20 protein-coding genes and 1 pseudogene are annotated in these 21,443 nt (G+C 64.1%); 7 read left to right on the top strand and 14 right to left on the bottom strand.

From position 1 onward, the window contains the following. Positions 1-140 precede the first annotated feature (140 nt). The 4 genes from QF038_RS02175 to mmsB all read left to right on the top strand — a co-directional run bounded on the left by QF038_RS02175 (position 141) and on the right by mmsB (position 5,104). Positions 141-749 (top strand): TetR/AcrR family transcriptional regulator, encoded by a 609-nt coding sequence (locus tag QF038_RS02175; RefSeq protein ID WP_307608315.1) that lies wholly within the window; start codon positions 141-143, stop codon positions 747-749. A gap of 307 nt (positions 750-1,056) precedes the next feature. Further along, positions 1,057-2,175: a multiple monosaccharide ABC transporter substrate-binding protein gene (chvE, locus tag QF038_RS02170; protein WP_307613377.1), complete on the top strand. Its 1,119-nt coding sequence runs from the start codon at positions 1,057-1,059 to the stop codon at positions 2,173-2,175. 108 nt (positions 2,176-2,283) lie between these two features. Continuing rightward, positions 2,284-3,813, top strand: a complete 1,530-nt coding sequence (gene mmsA, locus QF038_RS02165; protein ID WP_307608313.1) for a multiple monosaccharide ABC transporter ATP-binding protein — start codon at positions 2,284-2,286, stop codon at positions 3,811-3,813. Positions 3,814-3,817: 4 nt separating this feature from the next. Further along, complete coding sequence (gene mmsB, locus QF038_RS02160) at positions 3,818-5,104, top strand: multiple monosaccharide ABC transporter permease (protein WP_307608311.1); 1,287 nt, start codon at positions 3,818-3,820, stop codon at positions 5,102-5,104. A gap of 84 nt (positions 5,105-5,188) precedes the next feature. On the opposite strand, the gene QF038_RS02155 is transcribed toward mmsB, so the two are convergent. The 13 genes and pseudogenes from QF038_RS02155 to QF038_RS02095 form a co-directional block, all read right to left on the bottom strand. Next, complete coding sequence (locus tag QF038_RS02155) at positions 5,189-6,250, bottom strand: L-idonate 5-dehydrogenase (RefSeq protein ID WP_307608308.1); 1,062 nt, start codon at positions 6,248-6,250, stop codon at positions 5,189-5,191. Next, positions 6,250-7,020, bottom strand: a complete 771-nt coding sequence (locus tag QF038_RS02150; RefSeq protein ID WP_307608306.1) for an SDR family oxidoreductase — start codon at positions 7,018-7,020, stop codon at positions 6,250-6,252. Before QF038_RS02150 ends, QF038_RS02155 begins: the two co-directional genes overlap by 1 nt. After that, entirely contained in the window at positions 7,017-7,961 is a 945-nt protein-coding gene (locus tag QF038_RS02145; RefSeq protein WP_307608304.1) for a 2-hydroxyacid dehydrogenase, read from the bottom strand. Before QF038_RS02145 ends, QF038_RS02150 begins: the two co-directional genes overlap by 4 nt. Positions 7,962-8,003: 42 nt before the next feature. Continuing rightward, positions 8,004-8,753, bottom strand: a complete 750-nt coding sequence (locus QF038_RS02140; protein ID WP_307608302.1) for an SDR family oxidoreductase — start codon at positions 8,751-8,753, stop codon at positions 8,004-8,006. Positions 8,754-8,798: 45 nt separating this feature from the next. Continuing rightward, a complete protein-coding gene (locus tag QF038_RS02135) occupies positions 8,799-9,071 on the bottom strand; it encodes an MFS transporter (protein WP_307613376.1) in 273 nt (90 codons plus the stop codon). A gap of 121 nt (positions 9,072-9,192) precedes the next feature. After that, a pseudogene (locus QF038_RS02130) lies at positions 9,193-10,011 on the bottom strand (MFS transporter); the annotation flags it as partial. Positions 10,012-10,195: 184 nt separating this feature from the next. After that, positions 10,196-11,209, bottom strand: coding sequence for a biotin-dependent carboxyltransferase family protein (locus QF038_RS02125; RefSeq protein WP_307608300.1), 1,014 nt, complete (start codon positions 11,207-11,209; stop codon positions 10,196-10,198). After that, positions 11,206-11,937: an allophanate hydrolase subunit 1 gene (locus QF038_RS02120; protein ID WP_307608298.1), complete on the bottom strand. Its 732-nt coding sequence runs from the start codon at positions 11,935-11,937 to the stop codon at positions 11,206-11,208. Before QF038_RS02120 ends, QF038_RS02125 begins: the two co-directional genes overlap by 4 nt. A 1-nt stretch (position 11,938) precedes the next feature. After that, on the bottom strand, positions 11,939-12,727 hold the full coding sequence (locus QF038_RS02115; RefSeq protein ID WP_307608295.1) for a LamB/YcsF family protein: 789 nt from the start codon (positions 12,725-12,727) through the stop codon (positions 11,939-11,941). A gap of 310 nt (positions 12,728-13,037) precedes the next feature. Beyond that, entirely contained in the window at positions 13,038-13,853 is an 816-nt protein-coding gene (locus QF038_RS02110; RefSeq protein WP_307608293.1) for an ABC transporter permease, read from the bottom strand. Between the two features lie 2 nt (positions 13,854-13,855). Continuing rightward, complete coding sequence (locus QF038_RS02105) at positions 13,856-14,776, bottom strand: ABC transporter permease (RefSeq protein ID WP_307608291.1); 921 nt, start codon at positions 14,774-14,776, stop codon at positions 13,856-13,858. Continuing rightward, positions 14,773-15,861, bottom strand: a complete 1,089-nt coding sequence (locus QF038_RS02100) for an ABC transporter ATP-binding protein (protein ID WP_307608289.1) — start codon at positions 15,859-15,861, stop codon at positions 14,773-14,775. Before QF038_RS02100 ends, QF038_RS02105 begins: the two co-directional genes overlap by 4 nt. Positions 15,862-15,935: 74 nt before the next feature. Continuing rightward, positions 15,936-17,018 carry an ABC transporter substrate-binding protein gene (locus QF038_RS02095; RefSeq protein ID WP_307608287.1) on the bottom strand — a complete coding sequence of 361 codons (1,083 nt, stop codon included), beginning with the start codon at positions 17,016-17,018 and terminating at the stop codon, positions 15,936-15,938. Positions 17,019-17,331: 313 nt separating this feature from the next. Here QF038_RS02095 and QF038_RS02090 point away from each other — a divergent pair, with 313 nt between their 5' ends. The 3 genes from QF038_RS02090 to QF038_RS02080 all read left to right on the top strand — a co-directional run bounded on the left by QF038_RS02090 (position 17,332) and on the right by QF038_RS02080 (position 20,396). Beyond that, positions 17,332-18,252 (top strand): LysR substrate-binding domain-containing protein, encoded by a 921-nt coding sequence (locus QF038_RS02090; protein WP_307608286.1) that lies wholly within the window; start codon positions 17,332-17,334, stop codon positions 18,250-18,252. A 181-nt stretch (positions 18,253-18,433) separates the two neighbouring features. Beyond that, a complete protein-coding gene (locus QF038_RS02085) occupies positions 18,434-18,613 on the top strand; it encodes a hypothetical protein (protein ID WP_307608284.1) in 180 nt (59 codons plus the stop codon). A 226-nt stretch (positions 18,614-18,839) separates the two neighbouring features. Beyond that, complete coding sequence (locus QF038_RS02080; protein ID WP_307608282.1) at positions 18,840-20,396, top strand: HNH endonuclease signature motif containing protein; 1,557 nt, start codon at positions 18,840-18,842, stop codon at positions 20,394-20,396. 346 nt (positions 20,397-20,742) lie between these two features. On the opposite strand, the gene QF038_RS02075 is transcribed toward QF038_RS02080, so the two are convergent. After that, complete coding sequence (locus QF038_RS02075) at positions 20,743-21,420, bottom strand: 4-carboxy-4-hydroxy-2-oxoadipate aldolase/oxaloacetate decarboxylase (protein WP_307608279.1); 678 nt, start codon at positions 21,418-21,420, stop codon at positions 20,743-20,745. Positions 21,421-21,443: the final 23 nt, after the last annotated feature.

Raw genomic sequence — 21,443 nt, 5'->3', positions numbered from 1 at the left:
GCCGGATGCTTCCTTGCGTCCGGCGTGCCTGCTGCCTTTGATGGCAGTTCCCGCTAAAACGAATGGCGTTCGTTTTATTATGCATGTGACCTGTGTCAAAGGGAAGAGTCCCTAGACTGGCATCTGACGAAGGGAGTTCCATGCCACGGCCCAGGACGCCGATCCTCTCGGTGGACCGCATCGCGGATGCCGCCATCGAACTGGTGGATGAAGGGGCCGGCTTCGGCGTTAATGCCCTCGCCCGACGGCTGGGCGTCACGGCGTCGTCCCTGTACAACCACATTTCGGGCCGGGACGAGATCATCGAACTCATGCGGGCCCGGCTGGCCACGCAGTCCATCCCGGACGTTCCCGAGGACGCCGCGTGGGACACCGCACTGTCGCTGATTGTGCGCGGGCAGCGGGAAATGTATGCAGCCCATCCATTCGTGGTGCCACTCATCGTTGGCAAGACCATCACCGATCCCGGCGTGATCAGCGCCTACGAGCACATGGCCTCAGCACTCGTCGCCGGTGGATTTCCGGACGGGGATGTGCTGACCATCATCTCCGTGATCGATTCCTTTTCGCTCGGCGCGGGCCTGGACCTCGCCGCACCTGACGACGTGTGGGCGCCCACCGAATCCGCGGCCACCCTGTCCCGGCTGGTCAAAGAATCCGGCCACGGCCGGGAACGCAGCGACAAGGCCTTCGAGACCGGCCTCGAACTGCTCCTGGAGTCGCTGCGGATGCGGCTGGCCGCTGGATGATGCTCTTCGCCAGGCCCACGATGGGGAGCGATCTCGCCTCGTGGCCTGCAGCGCGGCGAGTGGATTGACTCACAGCCTACTGCGAAGTAGCATCTGCTGTTAGCGCTAACAGCAGTATCAGCACCAACCACTAAACGGGGCAACCGGCAGGCTTAATAGGCCTTGGCCGGCTGCCCCTTTCATGTCCAGAACAGTCGGGCCCTGCAGACAGCAGGAACCTGGAGCCTTACCTGCCGACAGGCGCAGATGCTTGCCGGCCCAGCACCACTTCGCGGAGAAACCTCCGCAGAAGGAGAAGATCGTGAGAATGAGGAAACTCCTGGGCGCCGTTGCAGTCGCCCTCGCAGTCACTGTGGGTGCCACAGGTTGCGGTTCCCGAGGGGCAGCGTCTGAACCGGCTGCCTCGGCAAACCCCAGTGAGTCGCTGGTGGGTATCTCCATGCCGACGCAGACGTCGGAGCGCTGGATCGCCGACGGCGGAAACGTGGAAAAGTCCTTGAAGGACCTGGGCTACAAAACCGACCTGCAGTTCGCCAACGATGACATCCCCACCCAGGTGTCGCAGATCGAAAACATGCTCACCAAGGGAGCAAAGGCGCTCATCATTGCCGCCATCGACGGCACCACCCTTACCGATGTGCTGGCCAAGGCAAAGGAACAGAACGTCAGGGTCATCGCTTATGACCGCCTCATCAACGGCACCCCGAACGTTGACTACTACACCACGTTCGACAACTACACCGTAGGCGTGCAACAGGCCACGTCCCTGTTGACCGGGCTTGGCCTGGTGGATGCCAGCGGCAAGAAGGTGGACGGAAAGGGCCCGTTCAACGTTGAGCTTTTCGCCGGCAGCCCGGATGACAACAACGCCAACTTCTTCTGGACCGGCGCAATGGACACGCTGAAGCCGTACATGGACGCCGGCACCCTCAAGGTGCCGAGCGGGCAGACCAAATTCGAGCAGGCGGCCATCCTGCGCTGGCAGGCCCCTGTTGCGCAGAAACGCATGGAGGACATCCTCACCGCTGCCTACAGCTCCGGCACCAAGCTCGACGGCGTGCTCTCCCCTTATGACGGCCTCTCCATTGGAATCATCTCCGCCCTGACCAGCACCGGCGGTTACGCCAAGGGCGACCTGCCGGTGGTTACCGGCCAGGATGCCGAGAAGGGTTCGGTGAAGTCCATCATCGCCGGCGAGCAGTACTCCACCATCTTCAAGGACACCCGCCAGCTGGGTTCCCAGGCCGTGAAAATGGTCGACGCCGTGCTGAAGGGCGAGGAGCCCGAGGTCAACGACAGCAAGACCTACGACAACAAGGTCAAGGTAGTACCGGCCTACCTGCTTAAGTCCGTGATCATCACCGCGGACAACTACAAGAAGGAACTGATCGAGTCGGGCTACTACAGCGACGCCGACGTCAAGTAAGCATTGTTTGGGGTTGCGGCCGGCCACACAGGCTCGCCGCAACCCCTTCCCGTCGGCTCCTGCAGCCGCAGGCGCCCCAGTTTTCCAACCAGTCAGTGGGAATCGACGATGAACACACCCATTCTTCAAATGCGAGGAATCACCAAAACCTTTCCGGGCGTGAAGGCCCTCCAGGACGTCACCCTCGACGTCAACCGGGGTGAGGTCCACGCCATCTGCGGCGAGAACGGGGCAGGGAAGTCCACCCTCATGAAGGTCCTGTCCGGTGTCTACCCGCACAACTCCTTCGACGGGGAAATCCTGTTCGAAGACGAGCCCTGCAACTTCTCCAGCATCAGCGACAGTGAGAAGCGCGGCATCGTCATCATCCACCAGGAACTCGCCTTGAGCCCCTACCTTTCGATCGCCGAGAATATTTACCTCGGAAACGAGCAAGCCAAAAACGGCTGGGTGGATTGGCGCAAGACCAACCTGGAGGCCTCCAAGCTGCTGGCCAGGGTGGGCCTGAGTGAAAACCCTGTCACTCCGGTCCAGCACATCAGTGTGGGGAAGCAGCAGTTGGTGGAGATCGCCAAGGCGCTGTCCAAGGAAGTTAAGCTCCTCATCCTGGACGAACCCACGGCCGCGCTCAACGACGAAGACTCCGGCCACCTCCTGGACCTGATCCTCCACCTGAAGGGTCAGGGAATCACCAGCATCATCATCAGCCACAAGCTCAACGAGATCCGAAAGGTGGCCGATGCCGTCACCATCATCCGTGACGGCAAAACCATCGAGACCCTGCGCCTGGATGAAGGCCAGATCACGCAGGAACGGATTATCCGCGGCATGGTGGGCCGGGACCTGGAAAGCCTCTACCCGGACAGGAACCCCCAGATCGGTGAGGAAGTCCTCCGGATCGAGGACTGGTCCGTCAGGCATCCCCAGGACCACTCCCGGATGGTGGTGCACAACGCGAGCCTGTCCGTCCGCAAGGGCGAGGTGGTGGGCCTTGCCGGCCTGATGGGTGCGGGCAGGACCGAACTGGCCATGAGCGTTTTCGGGCGCACGTACGGCACCGCGACATCCGGCAAGGTCTACAAGTACGGCAAGGAAATCAACACTTCCACGGTTCCCGCTGCCATCGCCAACGGCATTGCCTACGCTACGGAGGACCGCAAGCGGTACGGCCTGAACCTGATTGAGGACATCAAGCGAAACATCTCCATGGCGGCGCTGCGGAAGCTGGTCAAGGGCGGCTGGGTGGACAAGAACCAGGAAACCATGGTGGCCAACGGCTACCGCGAAAGCATGAACATCAAGGCGCCGTCCGTGGCTGCCATAACGGGGAAACTCTCCGGCGGAAACCAGCAGAAAGTGGTGCTGAGCAAGTGGATGTTCTCGGACCCTGACGTGCTGATCCTGGATGAACCTACCCGGGGCATCGACGTCGGCGCCAAATTCGAGATCTACACCATCATCGGCAAGCTGGCGGCGGAGGGAAAAGCGGTGATAGTCATTTCCTCGGAGCTGCCCGAGCTCCTTGGCATTTGCGACCGGATCTACACCCTCTCGGCCGGCCACATCACCGGCGAGGTACCCATCGCCGAAGCAACCCAGGAAACACTCATGCACTACATGACCAAAGAGAAGGAATAGGACCATGTCCGCCCTACGAGAATCGCTCGGCTTCCTGACAAGCCGCCTCCGGCAGGTTGGCATCTTCGTTGCCCTGATCCTGATCGTCCTGCTGTTCCAGGTTTTGACCAACGGCATCCTCCTGGAACCCCAAAACGTCACCAACCTGGTGGTCCAGAACAGCTATATCCTCATCCTCGCCATTGGCATGGTGATGGTGATCATTGCCGGTCATATCGATCTCTCGGTCGGTTCGATCGCAGGGTTCATCGGGGCCGTTGCCGGCGTGATGATCGTCCACTGGGGCTGGGCCTGGTGGATCGCCATCCCCGCATGCCTCCTGGTGGGAGCACTGGTCGGGGCCTGGCAAGGCTACTGGATCGCCTACGTTGGCATCCCTGCGTTCATCGTCACGCTGGCGGGCATGCTGATCTTCCGCGGCCTGACCCTGATCACGCTCAAAAACCAGCAGATCACCCCTTTCCCCGCCGAACTCCGTGCCCTGGGCGGCGGCTTCCTTCCGGACATCTCCGGCGGCACTTCGGTGCTGGAATGGTTGACGGTCATCCTGGGCGTGGGAGCTACCGTGGCACTGCTGATCCAGGCGCTCAAGGAGCGCCGCATCCGGAAAAAGTTCGATCTCGAAAACGAACCGATGGCCTGGTTCGCCACCAAGACCACCTTCATCGCACTGCTTATGCTGATCATCACGTTCCTCCTTGCCAGTTACCGCGGCACGCCGATCGTCCTGATCGTGCTGGCCGTCCTGGTGATCGCCTACACGGCGCTGATGAACAACAGCGTCTTCGGCCGGCACACGTACGCGATCGGCGGAAACCTCCATGCCGCCGAGCTGTCCGGCGTCAAGACCAAGGCCGTCACCTTCCGCCTCTTCGTTAATATGGGCGTCCTGGCAGCGTTGGCCGGCCTTGTCTTCACGGCACGCCTCAACTCGGCCCAACCGGCCGGTGGCACAGGCTTCGAGCTGGACTCCATCGCTGCTGCGTTCATTGGCGGCGCCGCCGTCCAGGGCGGCATCGGCACAGTGGCCGGCGCCATGATCGGTGGCCTCATCATGGGCGTGCTGAACAACGGCATGTCCATCCTGGGCCTCGGCACCGACTACCAGCAGCTCATCAAGGGACTGGTCCTCCTGCTCGCCGTAGGGTTCGACATCTTCAACAAGAACCGCACCGGCGGCGGCACCACCATCACCAGCCGTTTCAAAAAGAAGCCGGCACCCCCGGCTGCGGCTGAGTCGGCAGCGTCTGATGAGAGGTCGGTTCCGGTCCCGGCAAACGCCGCGGAATAGAACCGGCGTAGGAACAGAAGCGGACGACGACGGGATCTCCCGCCGTCGTCCGCTTCTGTTTTGTGCGCCGCCCGGAAGCTGGTGCTAAGCCTTTGCGCCGAACCTGAGCAGGACCTTCCCTGATTCGGCCGAGTTCCGGGCCACGCCGAACGCTTCCAGCGCGTCCTCCACCGGGTATTCGTGCGTGATGACGGGCTCGATGTGCAGTGAGCCCTCGGCGAGGGCGGCGATGACGTCGTCGATCTCGTCGTTGAAGCGGAACGAGCCCTTCAGCTCGAGCTCCCGGGTAATGGCCAGCGAGATCAGCACCGGTTGCGGCCCGGTGGGCAGCAGCCCCACCATCACCACGGTGCCGCCGCGGGTGGCTCCCTGGATGGCGGACGCCAGGCCATGGTGGTTGCCGGAGGATTCAATCACGACGTCGGCCTCAACGGCGGCGATCGCCTCGGCGTCACCGGCGGTGATCACCTGGTCCGCCCCCACGGCTGTGGCGATTTCCAGCGGCTTGTTGTGCATGTCGACGGCGGTGATACGGCTTACGCCGGCCCGCTTCAGGACGGCGACGGCGAGCGCGCCGATGGGGCCACTGCCAATGACGAGTGCGGACTTTCCTGCCACGTCTCCGGCCCGCGCCACTGCATGCCAGGCCACGGAGGCCGGCTCGATCAGGGCGGCGGTGCGAAGATTGATGCTGTCCGGCAAAGTCCGGAGCATCCGGGCGGGGAGGTTCACGTACCGGCTGAATGCGCCATCCTTGTGCGGGAACCGTGCGGCGCTGCCCAGGTACGTGCAGCCAGGTGAAAGGTTGGGCCGGTCCTCCGGGTAGCGTGCGGCGCCCGGGCCCGGGGTTGCCGGGTGGACCGCCACCGGAGTGCCGGCGGCCGGGCCGGTTCCGTCAGCAGCGGCATGGACCACCGTCCCGGAAATCTCGTGGCCCAGCACCAGCGGCGCCTTCAGGATGGATTCGCCGGCGGCGCCGTGCAGCCAGTAATGCAGGTCGGAGCCGCAGATGCCGCCGTAGTGCACCTCGATCACGGCCTCGTCCGGGGCCGGAGCGGCCAGGGTCAGTTCATCGATCCGCAGATCGTTGGCGGCATGGGCCACCACGGCCGGACCAGTAATGGGAAGAGCTGTGTCCAGTGTCATCAGACCACCACCGTCATTCCGCCGTCGATGAAGATGGTCTGGCCGTTGACGAAGTCCGAGCCGCTGGAGGCCAGCCACACGGCGGGCCCGGCGAGGTCCTGCACGGTCCCCCACCGGCTGGCCGGGGTGCGGCCCAGGATCCAGGAATTGAACTGCTCGTCGTCCACCAGGTTCTGTGTCATTTCGGTGTGGATGTAGCCCGGCGCGATGCCGTTGATCTGCAGCCCGGACGCCGCCCACTCGGCGGTCATTGCACGGGTGAGGTTCCGCAGCCCGCCCTTCGCCGCGATGTAGGGGGCGATGGTGGGGCGGGCGAGGTCGGTCTGGACCGAGCAGATGTTGATGATCTTCCCGTGACCGCGCGGGATCATGAACCGGGCAGCCTCCCGGCCCACCAGGAATGCGCTGGTCAGGTCCGTGGAGATCACCCGTTCCCAGTCCTTCACGTCCAGCTCCAGCATGGGCACCCGATGCTGGATCCCGGCGTTGTTCACCAGGATCTCCAGCGGGCCCACATGCTCTTCCACCCAGGCAACACCACGTGCCGCCTCGGCGTCGCTCGTGACGTCGAAGGCCACACTGTGCACCCGCCCGGGTGCGAAGCCGGCAGCCATCGTCGCCGCCGCATCCTTGAGCCGATCCTCATTGATACCGTTCAGCACCACTGTTGCACCGGCGTCGGCCAATGCCCGGGCCAGCGCGTTACCGATTCCGCGGCTGGAACCGGTGACCAGGGCAACCCGGCCGGTCAGGTCAAAAAGTGAGCTCATGCGAACGGCCCTGCCTGGACCAGGTTGGCCGGAGTCTGGCCGGTGGCCAGCGCCTCAAGCTGCTTTCGGAGGAGCTTGAGGATCCGCGGCTGGAACGCCGAGGCGTTGCCGCCCACGTGTGGGGTGATCAGGGCGTTGGTGGTGGACCAGAGCGGGTGGTCCTGCGGCAGCGGCTCTGGATCAACCACGTCGATGGCGCACTGCAGCCGTCCGGAGAGGACCTCCTTGGTCAGCGCAGCGGTGTCCACCACGGAGCCACGGCCCACGTTCACCACGAGGGCAGCGTCCGGAAGGGCAGCCAGGACTTCTTCGCCGATCAGCTGATGGGTGTCCTCGTTCAGGGGCAGCACCGATACCAGGATGTCGTGCGAGGCAGCGAGCGCCGCCAGTTCCGAGGACGCATGCACCTGGCCATGCTCATCGGTACGGGCCGAGCTTCCCACCCGGGTGACGGTGACCTCGAAGGGCTCAAGGCGGCGGGCAATCTCGTGCCCGATTCCGCCCACACCCACCAGCAGCACCCGCCGGTCCGCCAGCGACTGCCGGCGCTCCGGGCGCCACAGGCCGTACTGCTGGTCCCGGACGGCCTGGTCGATGCCGCGCAGCTTGGCGAGGATCAGGCCGATGGCAAGCTCCGCCGTCGCTGCCGCGTGGACTCCGGAGGCATTGGCGACTCCGGCCGCGGGGCCGGCAGCCTCAATCACGCCGTCGTATCCGGTGGACTGCGTCTGGACGAACTTCAGGTCCGGCACCTTGCCAAGGGAACCCAACACCGCTCCCGCGCCGATGTACGGGAGGATGACGCCGTCGATCTCAGCCAGCGTCCCGCCGTCGGGATCCGCCTTCAGGTCCCAGACCACTCCCCGCAGCCCTTCGGGCAGGGGTGAGAGATCGTCGAGGAGCTGCTGGTCGGGGAAGCTGACGGTGCGGACTGTTTGCATCGGGAACCTATCAATCGGTGGAGCTGGTTGGCGGGGCGGTGGCTAGCGCCGGTCGAACGTGAGGCCGCCGGGCACCTGGAACGTGGGCATGAGTTCAAGCATGCCAACATTTACGTGCCGGGGTGTTTCGATGGCGTAATCCATGGCGTTGACGATGTCATCGGTGGTCAACGATTCGTAGCCCTCGTAGTAGGTCTTCCACGCCTCTTCCATGGCCTCCGGAGTGCCGCCCATGTTGCGGCCGAAGATCTCCGTCTCCACCCGGCCGGGGCAGATTTCGGTGACGCGGATACGCTTGCCCACGGTGTCGTTGCGGAGCTGGCGGGAGATCTGGTGCACGGCGGCCTTGGTGGCGTGGTAGACCGTGTGGCCGTAAAAGTTGTACACGCCGGCGATCGAGCTGACATTGATGACGTGCCCGCGGTCGCGTTCCACCATACCCGGCAGCACCAGCCTGGTCAGTTGGAGCAGGCTGCGGAGGTTGACGTCCACGAGTTCGTCGATGTCGCTCTCGCTGGAATCCAGGATGTTGCCGGGCCGGGAGACGCCGGCACAATTCACCAGGACGTCCACTTCAAGGCTTCCGACGGCGGCAGTCAGTGCTGCGGTGTCCGTCAGGTCCACCACGTGGGGCACCGCGCCGGTCTTGTCCGCGAGTTCCTTCAGGCGGTCCTCGTTCCGGGCCACGGCGTGCACGGTGAGTCCGCGCTTGGCCAGGCGTTCTGCGATGGCGGCACCCATACCGGTGGATGCGCCGGTGACGAGGGCGGTTTTGTAGTCAGAAAAAGTCATGGGGATCTCCTGTGAAGGTGCAGCGCTGAGCTGCCGGGTGGGAAGTTAGGCGTCGCGGAGGGGCTGGTGTGCCCGGTCCTTGACCGTGCTGACTGCTGCAAGTGTGCCCAGGGCGGTGATCACTGCGTAGAAGGCGGGCATGTAAATGTTGCCGGTGGACGAGATGAGCCAGGTCATGAGCAGCGGCGCCGTGCCGCCGAAGAGGGCCGAGGAGATGTTGTAGCCCAGGCCGTAGGCGGAGTAGCGGACGCGGGTGGGGAAGAGTTCCACGATCAGGATGTGGATCACTGCCGTGTGTCCGGCGAAGACCACTGCCATGATGCAGGCACCCAGGATGGCCAGGGCCATCTCGCCGGTGGCGATCAGGGCGGTAAGAGGGGATGCCCAGGACGGCCATGGCGATGGCGGAGCCGGCGATGACCTTCTTGCGGCCTACCCGGTCAGAGAGTGCACCCATGAACGGGATTGCGATGCAGATGACCACCAGGCTGCAGGCGGTGACCAGCAGGGCCTCGCCGATGGTGAAGTTGAGCTGCTTGCCCTTGAGGAACGTTGGCATGTAGGAGAACAGGACGTAGTAGCCGGAGCCGTTCATCAGCGGGATGAACAGGGCCAGCAGCATGGCGCGGCGGTGCTCTGCGGAGGCGAAGGCTTCCTTGAGCGGGTTCTTGGACAGCCCGCCCTCTTCCTTGAGCTTCTGGAAGTTGGGGGTGTCCGCGATGGCCTTGCGGATGTACCAGCCGATGATGCCCATGGGGATCGCAACCAGGAACGGAATGCGCCATGCGAACGCGCCGAACCCGCCGCCGTCGATCGCTGCCTGGGTGAGCCACGGGGACATGGAGAAGGCAACCAGGGTGCCGGTGAGCAGTGCCGCGAAGGAGGCGATCTGGGCGTAGGAGGTGATGATGCCGCGCTTGCCTTCGGGGGCGTGCTCGGCGAGGAAGGTCATGGCACCGGCGGCTTCACCGCCGACGGAGAAGCCCTGCAACAGTCGGAGCAGCACCAGCAGGATGGGCGCCGCGATGCCGATGGCCGCATAGTTGGGCAGCAGGCCGATGCCTGCTGTGGCCACGCTGATCAGCAGGATGACGAAGACCAGTAGCTTTTGCCGCCCTATCCGGTCGCCCAGGTACCCGCAGACCACGGCGCCGAGGGGGCGGACGAAGAAGGAAACGGCGTAGCCGGCGAAGACGAACAATAGGGCGTTGTCCGGGTTTCCCGGTGCCAGGAAGACGAGGGCAAGCGTTCCGGCCATAAAGGCGAAGATGCCGTTGTCATAGAGTTCCACGAAAATGCCGACGCAGCCGGCCGTGACGACCTTGCGGGTCTGCTTGCTGCTGAGCCGCTCTGTATGCGGCTGGGCCGCGTGCGTAGAGGTGGACATGGCTTTCCTTACTTAAGGGGATGGTAACAAGAGTTAGAAGCTGGGGCGAGGGTTGTTAGCCTCCGGCTGCTGGCGCAAGCCGGGGCCAGCCCGGTTCGTTGCCGACGCCCAGGAGGGCAAAGACGGTACTGACATTGGATCGGAGGGTCTCCAGTTCCCGCAGCGCCGCCCGGTGTTTCGCTGTTGCTTCGGGGACGGTGGTCTTGCGGAAAGTGATTTTGTGGCCGGGGCGGGCCTGGGCCAGGACGTCCAGAGAGCGGCTGGTGACGACGGCGAGGACGGGATAGCCGGCGGTTACTCCGCGGCCCCGGTGCAGGACCAGGAGTTCTTCACGGGACGGCACTTCGATGGCTCCCACCGGGACGCCCCGGGACAGCACCTCGGCGGTGGATTGGCGTTCGGGGAGTGCTCCGCCCAGCCGCAGGCCGATGTGGTTGCTCCTGCCGCTGACGGTGTACTCGGTGTTGTAGAGCAGGTCGGCGGTGTCGCCGAACTCCTCCACGTCCGGCCCGTCGGTGACCTCAACTACCGCCGTACTGTGGAATTCCGGCCGGGTGAGGCCCAGGCGGAACAGGGGGAGGTCGAAGTATGGCTGGCGGATGGGCGGGACGCATCGGTTGGTCTTCAGTTCGGTGCCTTCGGCGAGCCGCAGGCCGAATCCGACCACGGTGTCCGGCGCGCAGCTACCGAGGAGTACCGGAGCCTCCACTGAACCGTGGACCGCAACGTAGGCCCGCAGGCCGCCGTCGATTCGGCGCAGCGCCACCGTCTCCCCCGCCCTGACGGACACGGGCTCCCACTGCTGGCACTCGCGCCCGCCCACCGTCAGGTGCAATGGTGCGCCCGTGACCGCAATGAGGATGTCAGTGGTGGCCTTCATACGGAAGTCCAGTGCGGTGACTTCCAGCAGCGGGGCGTTGTCGCCGTTGCCGGCGAGGATGTTGGCGGCGCGGGCGGAGAACTGGTCCAGGGCGCCGTTGACGGGCAGTCCGAAGCGGGGGCCGCGGAAGCGTCCCAGGTCTGTGACCACGGAGTTGCCGGGCTGCTGGATGATCAGTGAGCCGCTCATCGCGCTGCCTGCAGTTTCCGGCCGGCGTAGGCGGCGAAGTCCTCGGGCTGGATCTGGTGGAACCGCAGCAGGTCGCCTGGTACGTAAGGAACCAGCGGCTCGGCCGTTGCGTCGAGGACGGTCAGCGGGGTCTGGCCGATGACGCACCAGCCGCCGGGTGCCGCAGCCGGGGCAATGACTGCCTGCCGGCCGGCAACCGATACGGCGCCTGCCGGCACGGACAACCGGGGGTCCTTCAAACGGGGCACGGGGAAGGGGAAATCGGGGCCGTCCATCATGGGCGAGCCTGCCGGTGCGCCCAGGCAGCGGATCACGTAGGACTTGGTGGTATGAAGCTCAATGATTTCCTCGACGGAGAGCTCCTGCTGTTCGGCAACCCGCTCGAGGTCGGGGCCGTACTCGCCGCCGTACACCACCGGGACCCTGAATTCGTGGGGTGTCCGGGCGGGCACGCCGGTGAATTCGAGCTGGCGAAGGCCCAGCAGGACAAAAGCCTTGACCTGACGTGCAGAGGTGACGCCGGGATCGAACTCAACGAGCAGCGAGTCATACGTCGGCACTGCGCCGTGGACGCCGTCGGCCCCTGCAGCATCCAGCCACTCTGCGAGGGCGTGGACAGTGGCCCAGTTGGCTTCCCGGTCCGGGGAGGAAGCGACGACGCGCAGTGCGGCGTCACCGGATTCGAACACCTCCACCGGAGGCTGAGCTGGAGTTGGAGTGGCTGGCATGTCAGGCCACTTTCGCTTTGGCGGCCAAGACCTGGGTGAGCGGGGCGATGGCCACGCCGGCGCGTTCCAGCTCAGAACGGACCTGGCGGGCCAGCTGGACGGCACCCGGGGTGTCCCCGTGGAGCAGAATGGTGTCGGCGACGATCGGGAGGTCTGTTCCGGCGACCGTTTCGATGACGCCTTCGCAGGCCATACGGATGGTGCGGTCCACGATCACTCTGGAATCGTGGATGACGGCGCCGGGGCGGCTGCGCGGCACCAGGGTGCCGTCCGCTTCGTAGGCGCGGTCTGCGATGCCCACGATGCCCACGGGGAGCCGGCGGGCGGCGGCGGCGTCGGCAAGTGCGCCATCCTGGGCGAGGACGATGAGGTCCGGGTTGATGCGAGCGGCCGCGTCCGCCACGGCTTCTGCATAGTCATGGCGCGTGGCCACGAGGTTGCCGAGGCGGCCGTGCGGCGCAAGATGGACCACGCCGGCGCCATGGTAGGCGGCGAAGGCGCTGAGGGCGCCGAACTGGTACAGGACGTCGTTGCGGACTTCGTCAGCCGTAAGGTCCATGGCGCGGCGGCCAAAGCCGCGCAGGTCCGGGAAGCTGGGGTGCGCGCCGATGGCGACCCCGCGGCGCACGCACTCGGCAACGGTGGTATTCATAATGTCCGGGTCTCCGGCGTGGAAGCCGCAGGCGATGTTGGCGCTGGACACCACTTCGAGCAGGGCCGCGTCGTCGCCCATGGAGTAGGTGCCGAAGCCTTCTCCGAGATCTGCCACGAGATCAACCATGGGTCCCATCTGAGCCCTCCTTAGGGGTGTTTTCGCAGCGCGGGCCAAGGGCACCGCATCTGCTGCCGGAAGCGGAAGCGGAAGTGGTGTGGACCAGCCGATGGGGCTTCGGTCCGATGCCCGGATGACCGGGGTTGTAGAAAAAGTCTGGCACCGGGACTTGGATCACACAAAGACGTAATAGGTGTCACGGGATAGGTGCCGGTTATGACCCCCGGCGCCGTCAACGACGTCCTGCCCGGCCCGCTTTTGCGGACCGGGCAGGACAATTTCGTTGTTCTGTTAATGCCGGCACTGGCAGCCTGACTTGCCGGAAGTGTCAGCGGAGGGCTTTGCGGAGGCCCATAACGCGTTCGACGACGACCACCACCACCAGCGAGATGAGGATGAGGATCACGGACAGGGCGGCAACTGCGGCATCGGCGGAATTTTCCACGTACCTGAGCACCTGCACGGGGAGGGTGGGCAGGCCCGATTCGGCCACGAACAGGGAGATGACAGCTTCGTCGAATGAGACGATGAACGCGATGACGCCGCCTGCGATGACGCCGGGCTGGATGATGGGCAGGGTCACGCGGCGGAAGACGGTCCACGAGTCGGCACCCAAAATCCGGGCTGCTGCTTCACAGGACGTGTCCGTGGTTGCCAGGCTCATCAGGGTGGTCCTGATGACGAACGGGATAGTGATCGCCACGTGGCCGATGATGATGCCCGCATAGGTGTTGGTCAGCCTCAGCGGACCAAAGAGCAGGACCATGCCGAGCGCCAGCACGATGCTGGGGATCAGCAGCGGTGACAGGAAGAACGACTGGACCGCGGCTTTTGCCTTGAACTCGTAGCGGTCAAGGGCCAGGGCGGCCGGTACGCCGAGCGCCAGGACAATAACCGTCACCACGACGGCGACGATCAGGCTCACCCGCATGCCGTTCATGAAGGTGCTTTCCTGGGGAAGCATCTCGTACCACTTCAGCGTGAATCCTTCGGGCGGGAAGGACAGGTACTGGTTGGAGGCAAAGGACACAACGAAGACGATCAGCAGCGGGGCAAGCAGGAACAGGTAAAGCAGGAACACGAGGATTCCGAAGGCCGGTTTCGCTGCATTGAAGCGCGGCTTGAAAAGAGGTGCTTCGTTCATGGCTAACCGCCTATCTTTCGCGTGAGACGCTGGTAAACGGCGATGATCAGGCCGAACAGAACCAGCAGGATGACTGACAGCGCCGCTGCGAAAGGCCAGTTCAAGAGCCCGGTGGTCTGGTCGTAGATCTCGGTGGCAAGGACCTGGACGCTGCCGCCGCCCAGTAGGCGCGGCGTGATGAAGGTGCTGATGGACAGGACAAAGACCAGCAGGAACGCGGTGAGGATGCCGGGCAGGCTCAGGGGCAGCGTCACGCGGGTGAACACGTTGAGCTTGCTGGCGCCGAGGGAGCCGGCCGCTTCCTCCAGTTGCGGGCTGAGACGGCCGAAGCCGGAAATCATGGCAAGGATCGCGTACGGCATGAAGATTTCCACCAGGCCGATGGTCACCCCGGTCATGTTGTTGGTGAGCTTCAACGGCGTATCGATGAGGCCCAACCCGGTCAGTGAGGAATTGACCAGGCCGTTAGTGCCCAAAATGGCCATCCAACCGTACGTCCGGACCACCGCGGAGGTCAGGAGAGGTGCGATCGCGATGGCCAGCAGCAGGCTGCGGTACTTGCTTTGGCTCCTGGCCAGGAACAACGCCACCGGATAGGAGACCAGGATGCACAGGACGCCGACGGTCACACCCATCTGGAAGGTATCCAGGGTGACCTTCCAGTAATACGGGTCAGTCAGTGGCTGGAGGTAGGTGTCGAAGGTGAAGGTTTCCTCGATCACCCCGTCGGGTGCTCCACGGTTGAAGGACATCCGGACCATGTAGGCCAGCGGAAAGACGAAGCTGACCAGGAGTCCCAATAACCCCGGGATGAGCAGGGCGAGGTAGGCGCGGCGGTTGCGCTTCTCCGTGGCCCTTTCGAGCTCTCCAGCTTCTGCCGGTGGTCGAAGGGGCGACTGCCCCTTCGACTGCAACATGGTCATGATGCCTGCCCTCTCATGGTCACCGGAAGAATGTAGGCATCCTCGGGTGACCAGGAAAGGTACGCGGTGTCGCCCGGGCGGGGCAGTTCGCCGCTGGATGTGTGCAACTGTGCATTGAACGTCTTCGAGTCCACCCTGACGGCGACCGACAACGCATCGCCGGTGTAGCTGACGCGCTCAATGATCCCTTCGATGGCGTCCCTGTCACCGCGGCTGGCCACAGTCACCTTGAGCCTGTGTGGACGAATCACCAGTTCATGGCTTCCGGTAAGTCCCGCTGAACCGACGGCCCCGAACCCACCCAGGCCTTCAATGTCCACCTTGTAATGGGACTCACCGGCACCGCCCGGCCCTACTTCAGAGACGACCGTGGCCTGCAGGAAGTTGGCCTGGCCGATGAAGTTGGCCACGAAGTGCGTGCGCGGGCGTTCGTAGACCTCGGTGGGCGAGCCGAACTGCTCGATCAGTCCCCCGTTCATAACGGCGATCCGGTCCGCCATGTCCAGGGCTTCGTCCTGGTCGTGGGTGACGAAGAGGGTGGTAGCACGGGTTCGCTGCTGGATGGATCTGATCTCCGTCCGCATGGTTTCGCGGAGCTTCGCATCCAGGTTGGAAAGAGGCTCGTCGAGCAGGAGCAGCGTGGGTTCCACAACCAGTGCGCGGGCCAGCGCGATGCGCTGTTGCTGCCCGCCGGACAGTTCCCGGGTCTGGCGCTTGCCGAGGTGCCCGAGCTGCACCATATCCAAGGCTGCGGCAACCCGCCTTTTCTGTTCGGGTTTCGGCGTCTGGCGCATTTGCAGACCGAAGGCCACGTTTTGCTCAACGTTCATATGCGGGAACAGCGCGTAGGACTGGAAGACCATGCCCATACCGCGTTTGTTCACGGGGGTGTGGGTTATTTCCTTGCCGTCCACCACGATGGAGCCGGCGGTGGGGTCCATCAGTCCGGCCACCATCCTCAGCGTGGTGGTTTTACCGCACCCTGACGGGCCCAGCAGCGCCACCAGGTGCCCCTCCTCCACCTGCATGTTCAGGCGGTCGACGGCGGGCTCCAAGCCTGCGGCGTATCGCTTTGTCAGATCCACGATCGACAGTTTTGTTTGACTCACGGTTCAGTTCTCCAGATGCGAAGGGAGGAAAGGGGTGCCGGCGGGGACGGCTACTTGGTGATGATTTCGCGCTTCCAGGTGTCGGTCCACTTATCGCGGGCCGAGGACAGGAAGTTGACGTCGAGGGGGATGATGTTCAGCGAACCGTCGGTGGGCACCACCCGGCTCTTCACGTCCGCCGGCAGGTCAACGTTCGTGACGGACGGGGCGTAGAAGAGTGCCTTGGCGAACGCCGTCTGCGCTTCGGGGGACAGTGCGTAGTTGATGAACGTCTTGGCTGCCGCGGAGTGCGGGGCACCCTTGACCAGGTTGACCGTGTTGATCTGGTAGACGGTTCCTTCCTCGGGGAACGTCACGCCCATCTTCTTGTTGCTCTGGTCGCTGTAGAACTGACCCCGGGCGTTCTGGCCGAGACCGAGGACAGTCTGGCCGGTGATCACGTTCTGGTATTCGTCCGGGTTAGGGGCGAACGTCTGCACGCCGGGCGCCATCTCCTTGAGCTTTGCCACGGCCTTGTCGATGCTCTTGGTGTAGTCCTCGCCCTCCATCTTGGCCGTGATGGCGGTGAGTGAGAGTCCCAGCAGGGACGGCGGAGCGTTGACGTTGATCTTGCCGGCATAGGCGGGGTCCCAGAGGACTTTCCAGCTCTCAGGCGCCTGGGGGAACGCGGCCGTGTCGTAGAGCAGGCCGACGGCGTCGACCATCGCCACAGGACCGTAACCGTCCTTGTCCCGGAACTTCTCGGGCACGTTGGCCAGGTTGGCGACGGCAGCCTCGTCCACTTTCTCAAAGAGTCCCTGTTTGTTGCCGGTGGTGGATACGGAGTTGTCCATGATGGCTACGTCCGTGGCGGGGCTACTTTTCTGACCCTGAAGTGCGCTGAGCATCTCCGCAGAGGACCGCTTCGAGGAGAAGTTGATCTTGATATCCGGGTACTTCGCCTTAAAGGGTTCAATGACCGCAGCGGTGTACTGGTCCTGCCACACCCCGGAGTACGCAATCAGATTTACTTCGCCTGAGGTGGAGCTGCCGCTGCTGGCGGCTTCATTGCCGCCCCCGCAAGCGGAGAGTGCCAGCACCGCCGCGGAAAGCGCGGCAACGGCTGCCATTTTGCCTTTGATTATTGCTCGCATGTGCCATCTCTTTCTAAAAGAGAACCCGGCCGTAGGGGCGGATCCTGGATGCTCCGAAGTTATGGGTGGCATATTTCGGAAATGTAAAAGAAAACGTCCGTTTCGGTAAACCTCCGCTTTATGCAGAATGCATCTGACATCATCGCGAAATTGCATACCTGGCCGGGGGTTAGAATATAGTGCTGGTGAAATAGCGTTCTGGGTTCAACCTAGTGTCAGAGATGCGGATCACACAAAGACCAGTTGCGTATCCCTCCATAGCATCCGGTTATGACCTTTCCGGCTTCAGAACGCCGCAGAGAGAGAAGGCAGCATGGATACGCGGAAGCTTGCGTACTTTGTGCAGATTGTGGATTCGGGAAGCATCACCAAGGCTGCTGCGGCGCTGCACGTGGCCCAGCCTGCCCTGAGCCAGCAGGTCTCGGCGTTGGAGACAGACCTCAAGCAGCGCCTGCTGATCCGCAGTAAACAGGGTGTGGTGCCTACGGCTGCCGGGCATACGTTGTACCGGCACGCGCAGTCCATCCTGCGACTCGTTGACCAGGCCCGGCAGGACGTCGCCAAATCTGGAGCGGCACCCTCCGGCCGGGTTTCCATTGCCATCGCTCCCTACAGCATGGCCTCGAGCCTTACGCCGAGGATCATTAGCGAAGTGGCCCGCAGGTACCCGGACATCGTCCTGCACGTCACCGAGATTTATGGGGGCGTCCTCAGCGAAGCAATTAAGAACGGCCGGCTGGACATGGCCCTCATTTACGAGCCGGGGCGCATCCGGGGCGTCCAGTTCACCACCATGATCGTGGAGGACCTCCACTTTGTGGTCAACGCCAACAGGGCCGCCGTGAACCACGCGGACGGCGAGATCTCCCTTGGGGAAGTTGCCCGCCACGGGCTCTTCCTGCCCGAACAGAACCACACCCTTCGCCAGACAGTCGAGGCGGGACTCACCAGCAAGGGGCTTGGGCTGCGGCTGGTGGGCGAGGTGGAGTCCGTTCCATCCCTCGCCAGGCTCCTCCGCGCGGACCTCGGTGCCACCATCATGCCCAAGTCCGCCGCGGACGCTTTGTTCCATGAGGAAGACTTCAACGTCCTGCGGATCGTGGACCCCGTGCTCCAATGCAAGATCGCCCTGTGCACGCCGGACCACGATCCGCTGTCCGAGGCCGCTTCCGCCGTTTTGCTGGTCCTGAAGGAAATGCTTCTGGAAATGCTCAACGATAAGTATGGGCGGTAAGTTTCCATAGCGCCCGCTTATTGGGGCACGCGTCTTTGGTCTTAGCGCTGCTTCACTGCGGATCCTAAAATTAATTCAAGGCCGGAAATTACGGCCGATTCAATCTTTGAAGAATTAATTGGAGCACGCCGTGAAAAAGATAGATACGTTGCGGAGAATTAGCGGTCAGGGCTTGGGCCTGATGGCCAAAACTGGATTCCACTGCCCGGCGAATGGATTCTGGCGTCCGGAGGACCGCTCGATGGACCCCATCTTCGTCTTCGAAGGCAGCCTCATGCCGGCGGGCAGGGGCGGGTCCACGGTCTGGCTCTTGGAGGACGCTCTGTTCGGACCGCCGGAGTACCCGCTTCCGGCACGCTAGAAGGCTCTTCCGGGGAAAGCAGCCATTTTCGCCTGCTTGCGTTTCCGCAGGCCTGCCTCTCCCCTATCCAAGCCTGTCTTTTCGTATCGGGACCTCCCCTTCCTGCCTCGGGTTCCTGCCCACTCCGGTGATTGCTCCCAATCTGGACAATGGTGCCCGTCCGGGTCATCCCGTCCCTGCCCCTCCCTCGAGGGAAAATGTCACACCCCCTTGTCATGATGGGTTTATGGGGAAAGCGGCGGTGGCGAAGGCGTTTGAGGACATCAATGCCGCCCTTGCCGTGCTCAACGCGGAGGTGGAGGGGTGTGGTTCGGAGCCGTTCTCGGATGCTGATCCATTGGCCGGGCTGGGAGATGGGTGCCTGGACATTCTTGCCGGGGTGCGGGTGGCGGAGGCCGGGATCGCGGGCTTGAAGGCCCGGGCTGCCGTGACGTACGCGGATACTGCCCAGGCGATTGCGGGGCCGGACACACCTGTGCAGGCGCTGGAAATGTCCGTGGCCGCGGAAATCGGCGCCCTCCTGACCCTTGGTTCCCGGGCAGCCGGTGCGTTCCTGGCCGCGTCCCACACGGTAGCGAAGGAACGGCCGCTGACGTTGTCGGCGTTGCAGGCGGGGACGATCACCTGGCAGCACGCCCTGGCGGTGGTGGAGGAAACGGCCGGCCTTGACCCCGCCGGCGCTGCCGCGTTGGAGGCGCAGTTCCTGGCCCCCGATGTGCCCCGGCCGGCCACCGCCGCGCAGGTCGGGGAGCTGCCCGCGTACCGGTTCCGTGCCAAGGCCAGGAAGTGGCGGGAACGCCACCACCCCGAATCCATCGAGAAGCGCCACGCCAAATGCGCCGCGGACCGGCGGATGGAATACACCCCGGACCGCGACGGCATGGCCCGGGTCTCCCTCTACGTCCCGGCGGACCAGGCCTCAGCCATCTGGAACCGCACCACCGCCATCGCCCGCGGCCTCCAAAGCCCCGACGAACCCCGGACCATCACCCAACTCCGCCCCGACATCGCCGCCAGCCTCCTGCTCGGCGCCGGAACCGCACTTCACCCCGGCCCGGAAACCAGCACAGGACAAAGCAGCGCGGGACAGGCCAGCACAGAACAAAGCAGCACGGGACAATGCGACCCGGCCGCAGGCAGGCCGGGTGAAACGTACGCAGGTGCCGCCTTAGGCACCGTCCCGGCACCCAAAGCGGACGTCCTCGTCACCGTGCCGGTACTCGCCCTGTTCGGCATCACGGAGGAACCGGCAAACCTGGACGGCTACGGTCCGATCCCCGCGTCCATGGCCCGCAGACTCGTCGCCAACGGTGCCACCTCGTTCTACCGGGTGCTCGTGGACCCCAGGGATGGGGCGCCACTGGAAATCGGCCGCACCAGCTACCGGGTCACCAAGGCCATGCGGAACTGGCTGCGGCTGCGGGACGGCAAATGCTCTTTCCCCGGGTGCAGCAACAGTTCATTGGATAACGAGGCAGACCACCTCCTCGCCTGGCACAAGGGCGGCACCACCGGCATCAGCAACCTCGGACAACCCTGCCCCAAACACCACAAGCTTCGGCACACCACCGGCTGGACACCAACCCCAGCCACCAAAAATGAACCACCCGGCTGGACCTCACCCACCGGTCGCCACTACAAAAGCGAACACCAGGACTGGGAACCACCACACTGGCCTGCCCAACTACAGTCCGCGACTGGGAATCCTCCGGATTTTGTCTACCTTGGGCTCTCGCCAGGCGAAGAAGCACTCGAGTGGTTCCTGCATGCCCCACCCGCCTGACTGATCGCTGGGTTTCGACAGGCTCAACCGCCGGATAGGTCCTGCCCAGTCCCGGGATTGACCAGCGGCTTTCGGTTTCGCTTGCGCCATCCCTGACCTCCCCGGGGGTTCGACAGGCTCACCCACGGGTTTTGGGGTTCCGACAGGCTCAACCACCGAATCTTGGGGTTCCGGCAGGCTCAACCACCGGGCTTTGGGGTTTCGACAGGCTCAACCACCGAATCTTGGGGTTTCGACAGGCTCAACCACCGGATCAGTCATGCTCAGTGCAAGCTCAACCACCGGGCGCAGCGAAGCCGCCGCAGGACCATGCCCGCGGCGGCTGCACGGCTGGAATTCGAGGCTCCTACGCTTGCTCGACCAGTAGTCCCTTAGCCTTCAACACGTCCGTCAGGTTGCAGAGGTCGATGGTAGTGCCGCCGGCCTTGTACAGGCTGATGAGCTCGCGCTCGGCGTCGTCGCGCTCCTGCGAGAGGCGGATGACTTCCTCGATCTCGTCCTTGCGGACCACCACTACACCATCGGCGTCGCCGCGCAGGACGTCGCCCGGGTAGATGATTTCGTCGCCGAACACCACCGGGTGGTTGATGGGGCCGATCGTCTCTTTGACTGTGCCCTTGATGGACACACTGCCCGAGAAGACGGGCAGTCCCAGCTCAATCAGGTCCTGGGTGTCGCGGACGCCAGAGTCGGTCACCAGGCCGGCCAGGCCCTTGGCTTTCATGGCGTTGCCGAGGACATCGCCGAACGTCCCGGCTTCCTCGTACTCCCCCGCCGCGGCCAGGACAACGTCACCTGGCTGGGCGTAATGGATGGCCACCTGCAGCATGAGGTTGTCACGGGGTGCACAGCGGACGGTGGTGGCCGGGCCGCAGAAGGACATGGACCTGTCGATGGGCTTAATGCGGGAGCTCAGTGCGCCCTTGCGCCCCTGTGCCTCGTGGATGGTCGCCGACGAGAACTTCGAGAGCCGGCTGACGGCGTCGGCGCTGGGGCGGTCGATATTAGTTTTGACGTGAATCACGGCGTTTTCCTTCGTGTGGGTTG

This window comes from Pseudarthrobacter sp. W1I19 (assembly GCF_030817835.1).
Lineage (GTDB): Bacteria > Actinomycetota > Actinomycetes > Actinomycetales > Micrococcaceae > Arthrobacter.
The sequence above is the reverse complement of the archived record's forward strand: the minus strand, read 5'-3'. Positions and strand labels throughout refer to the sequence as shown.

Coding starts and splice junctions, on each gene's coding strand:
- QF038_RS02175 (WP_307608315.1), top strand. CDS start 141: ATGCCACGGCCCAGGACGCCGATCCTCTCGGTGGACCGCATCGCGGAT.
- chvE (WP_307613377.1), top strand. CDS start 1,057: ATGAGGAAACTCCTGGGCGCCGTTGCAGTCGCCCTCGCAGTCACTGTG.
- mmsA (WP_307608313.1), top strand. CDS start 2,284: ATGAACACACCCATTCTTCAAATGCGAGGAATCACCAAAACCTTTCCG.
- mmsB (WP_307608311.1), top strand. CDS start 3,818: ATGTCCGCCCTACGAGAATCGCTCGGCTTCCTGACAAGCCGCCTCCGG.
- QF038_RS02155 (WP_307608308.1), bottom strand. CDS start 6,250: ATGACACTGGACACAGCTCTTCCCATTACTGGTCCGGCCGTGGTGGCC.
- QF038_RS02150 (WP_307608306.1), bottom strand. CDS start 7,020: ATGAGCTCACTTTTTGACCTGACCGGCCGGGTTGCCCTGGTCACCGGT.
- QF038_RS02145 (WP_307608304.1), bottom strand. CDS start 7,961: ATGCAAACAGTCCGCACCGTCAGCTTCCCCGACCAGCAGCTCCTCGAC.
- QF038_RS02140 (WP_307608302.1), bottom strand. CDS start 8,753: ATGACTTTTTCTGACTACAAAACCGCCCTCGTCACCGGCGCATCCACC.
- QF038_RS02135 (WP_307613376.1), bottom strand. CDS start 9,071: ATGGCAGTGGTCTTCGCCGGACACACGGCAGTGATCCACATCCTGATC.
- QF038_RS02125 (WP_307608300.1), bottom strand. CDS start 11,209: ATGAGCGGCTCACTGATCATCCAGCAGCCCGGCAACTCCGTGGTCACA.
- QF038_RS02120 (WP_307608298.1), bottom strand. CDS start 11,937: ATGCCAGCCACTCCAACTCCAGCTCAGCCTCCGGTGGAGGTGTTCGAA.
- QF038_RS02115 (WP_307608295.1), bottom strand. CDS start 12,727: ATGGGACCCATGGTTGATCTCGTGGCAGATCTCGGAGAAGGCTTCGGC.
- QF038_RS02110 (WP_307608293.1), bottom strand. CDS start 13,853: ATGAACGAAGCACCTCTTTTCAAGCCGCGCTTCAATGCAGCGAAACCG.
- QF038_RS02105 (WP_307608291.1), bottom strand. CDS start 14,776: ATGACCATGTTGCAGTCGAAGGGGCAGTCGCCCCTTCGACCACCGGCA.
- QF038_RS02095 (WP_307608287.1), bottom strand. CDS start 17,018: ATGCGAGCAATAATCAAAGGCAAAATGGCAGCCGTTGCCGCGCTTTCC.
- QF038_RS02090 (WP_307608286.1), top strand. CDS start 17,332: ATGGATACGCGGAAGCTTGCGTACTTTGTGCAGATTGTGGATTCGGGA.
- QF038_RS02085 (WP_307608284.1), top strand. CDS start 18,434: ATGGCCAAAACTGGATTCCACTGCCCGGCGAATGGATTCTGGCGTCCG.
- QF038_RS02080 (WP_307608282.1), top strand. CDS start 18,840: ATGGGGAAAGCGGCGGTGGCGAAGGCGTTTGAGGACATCAATGCCGCC.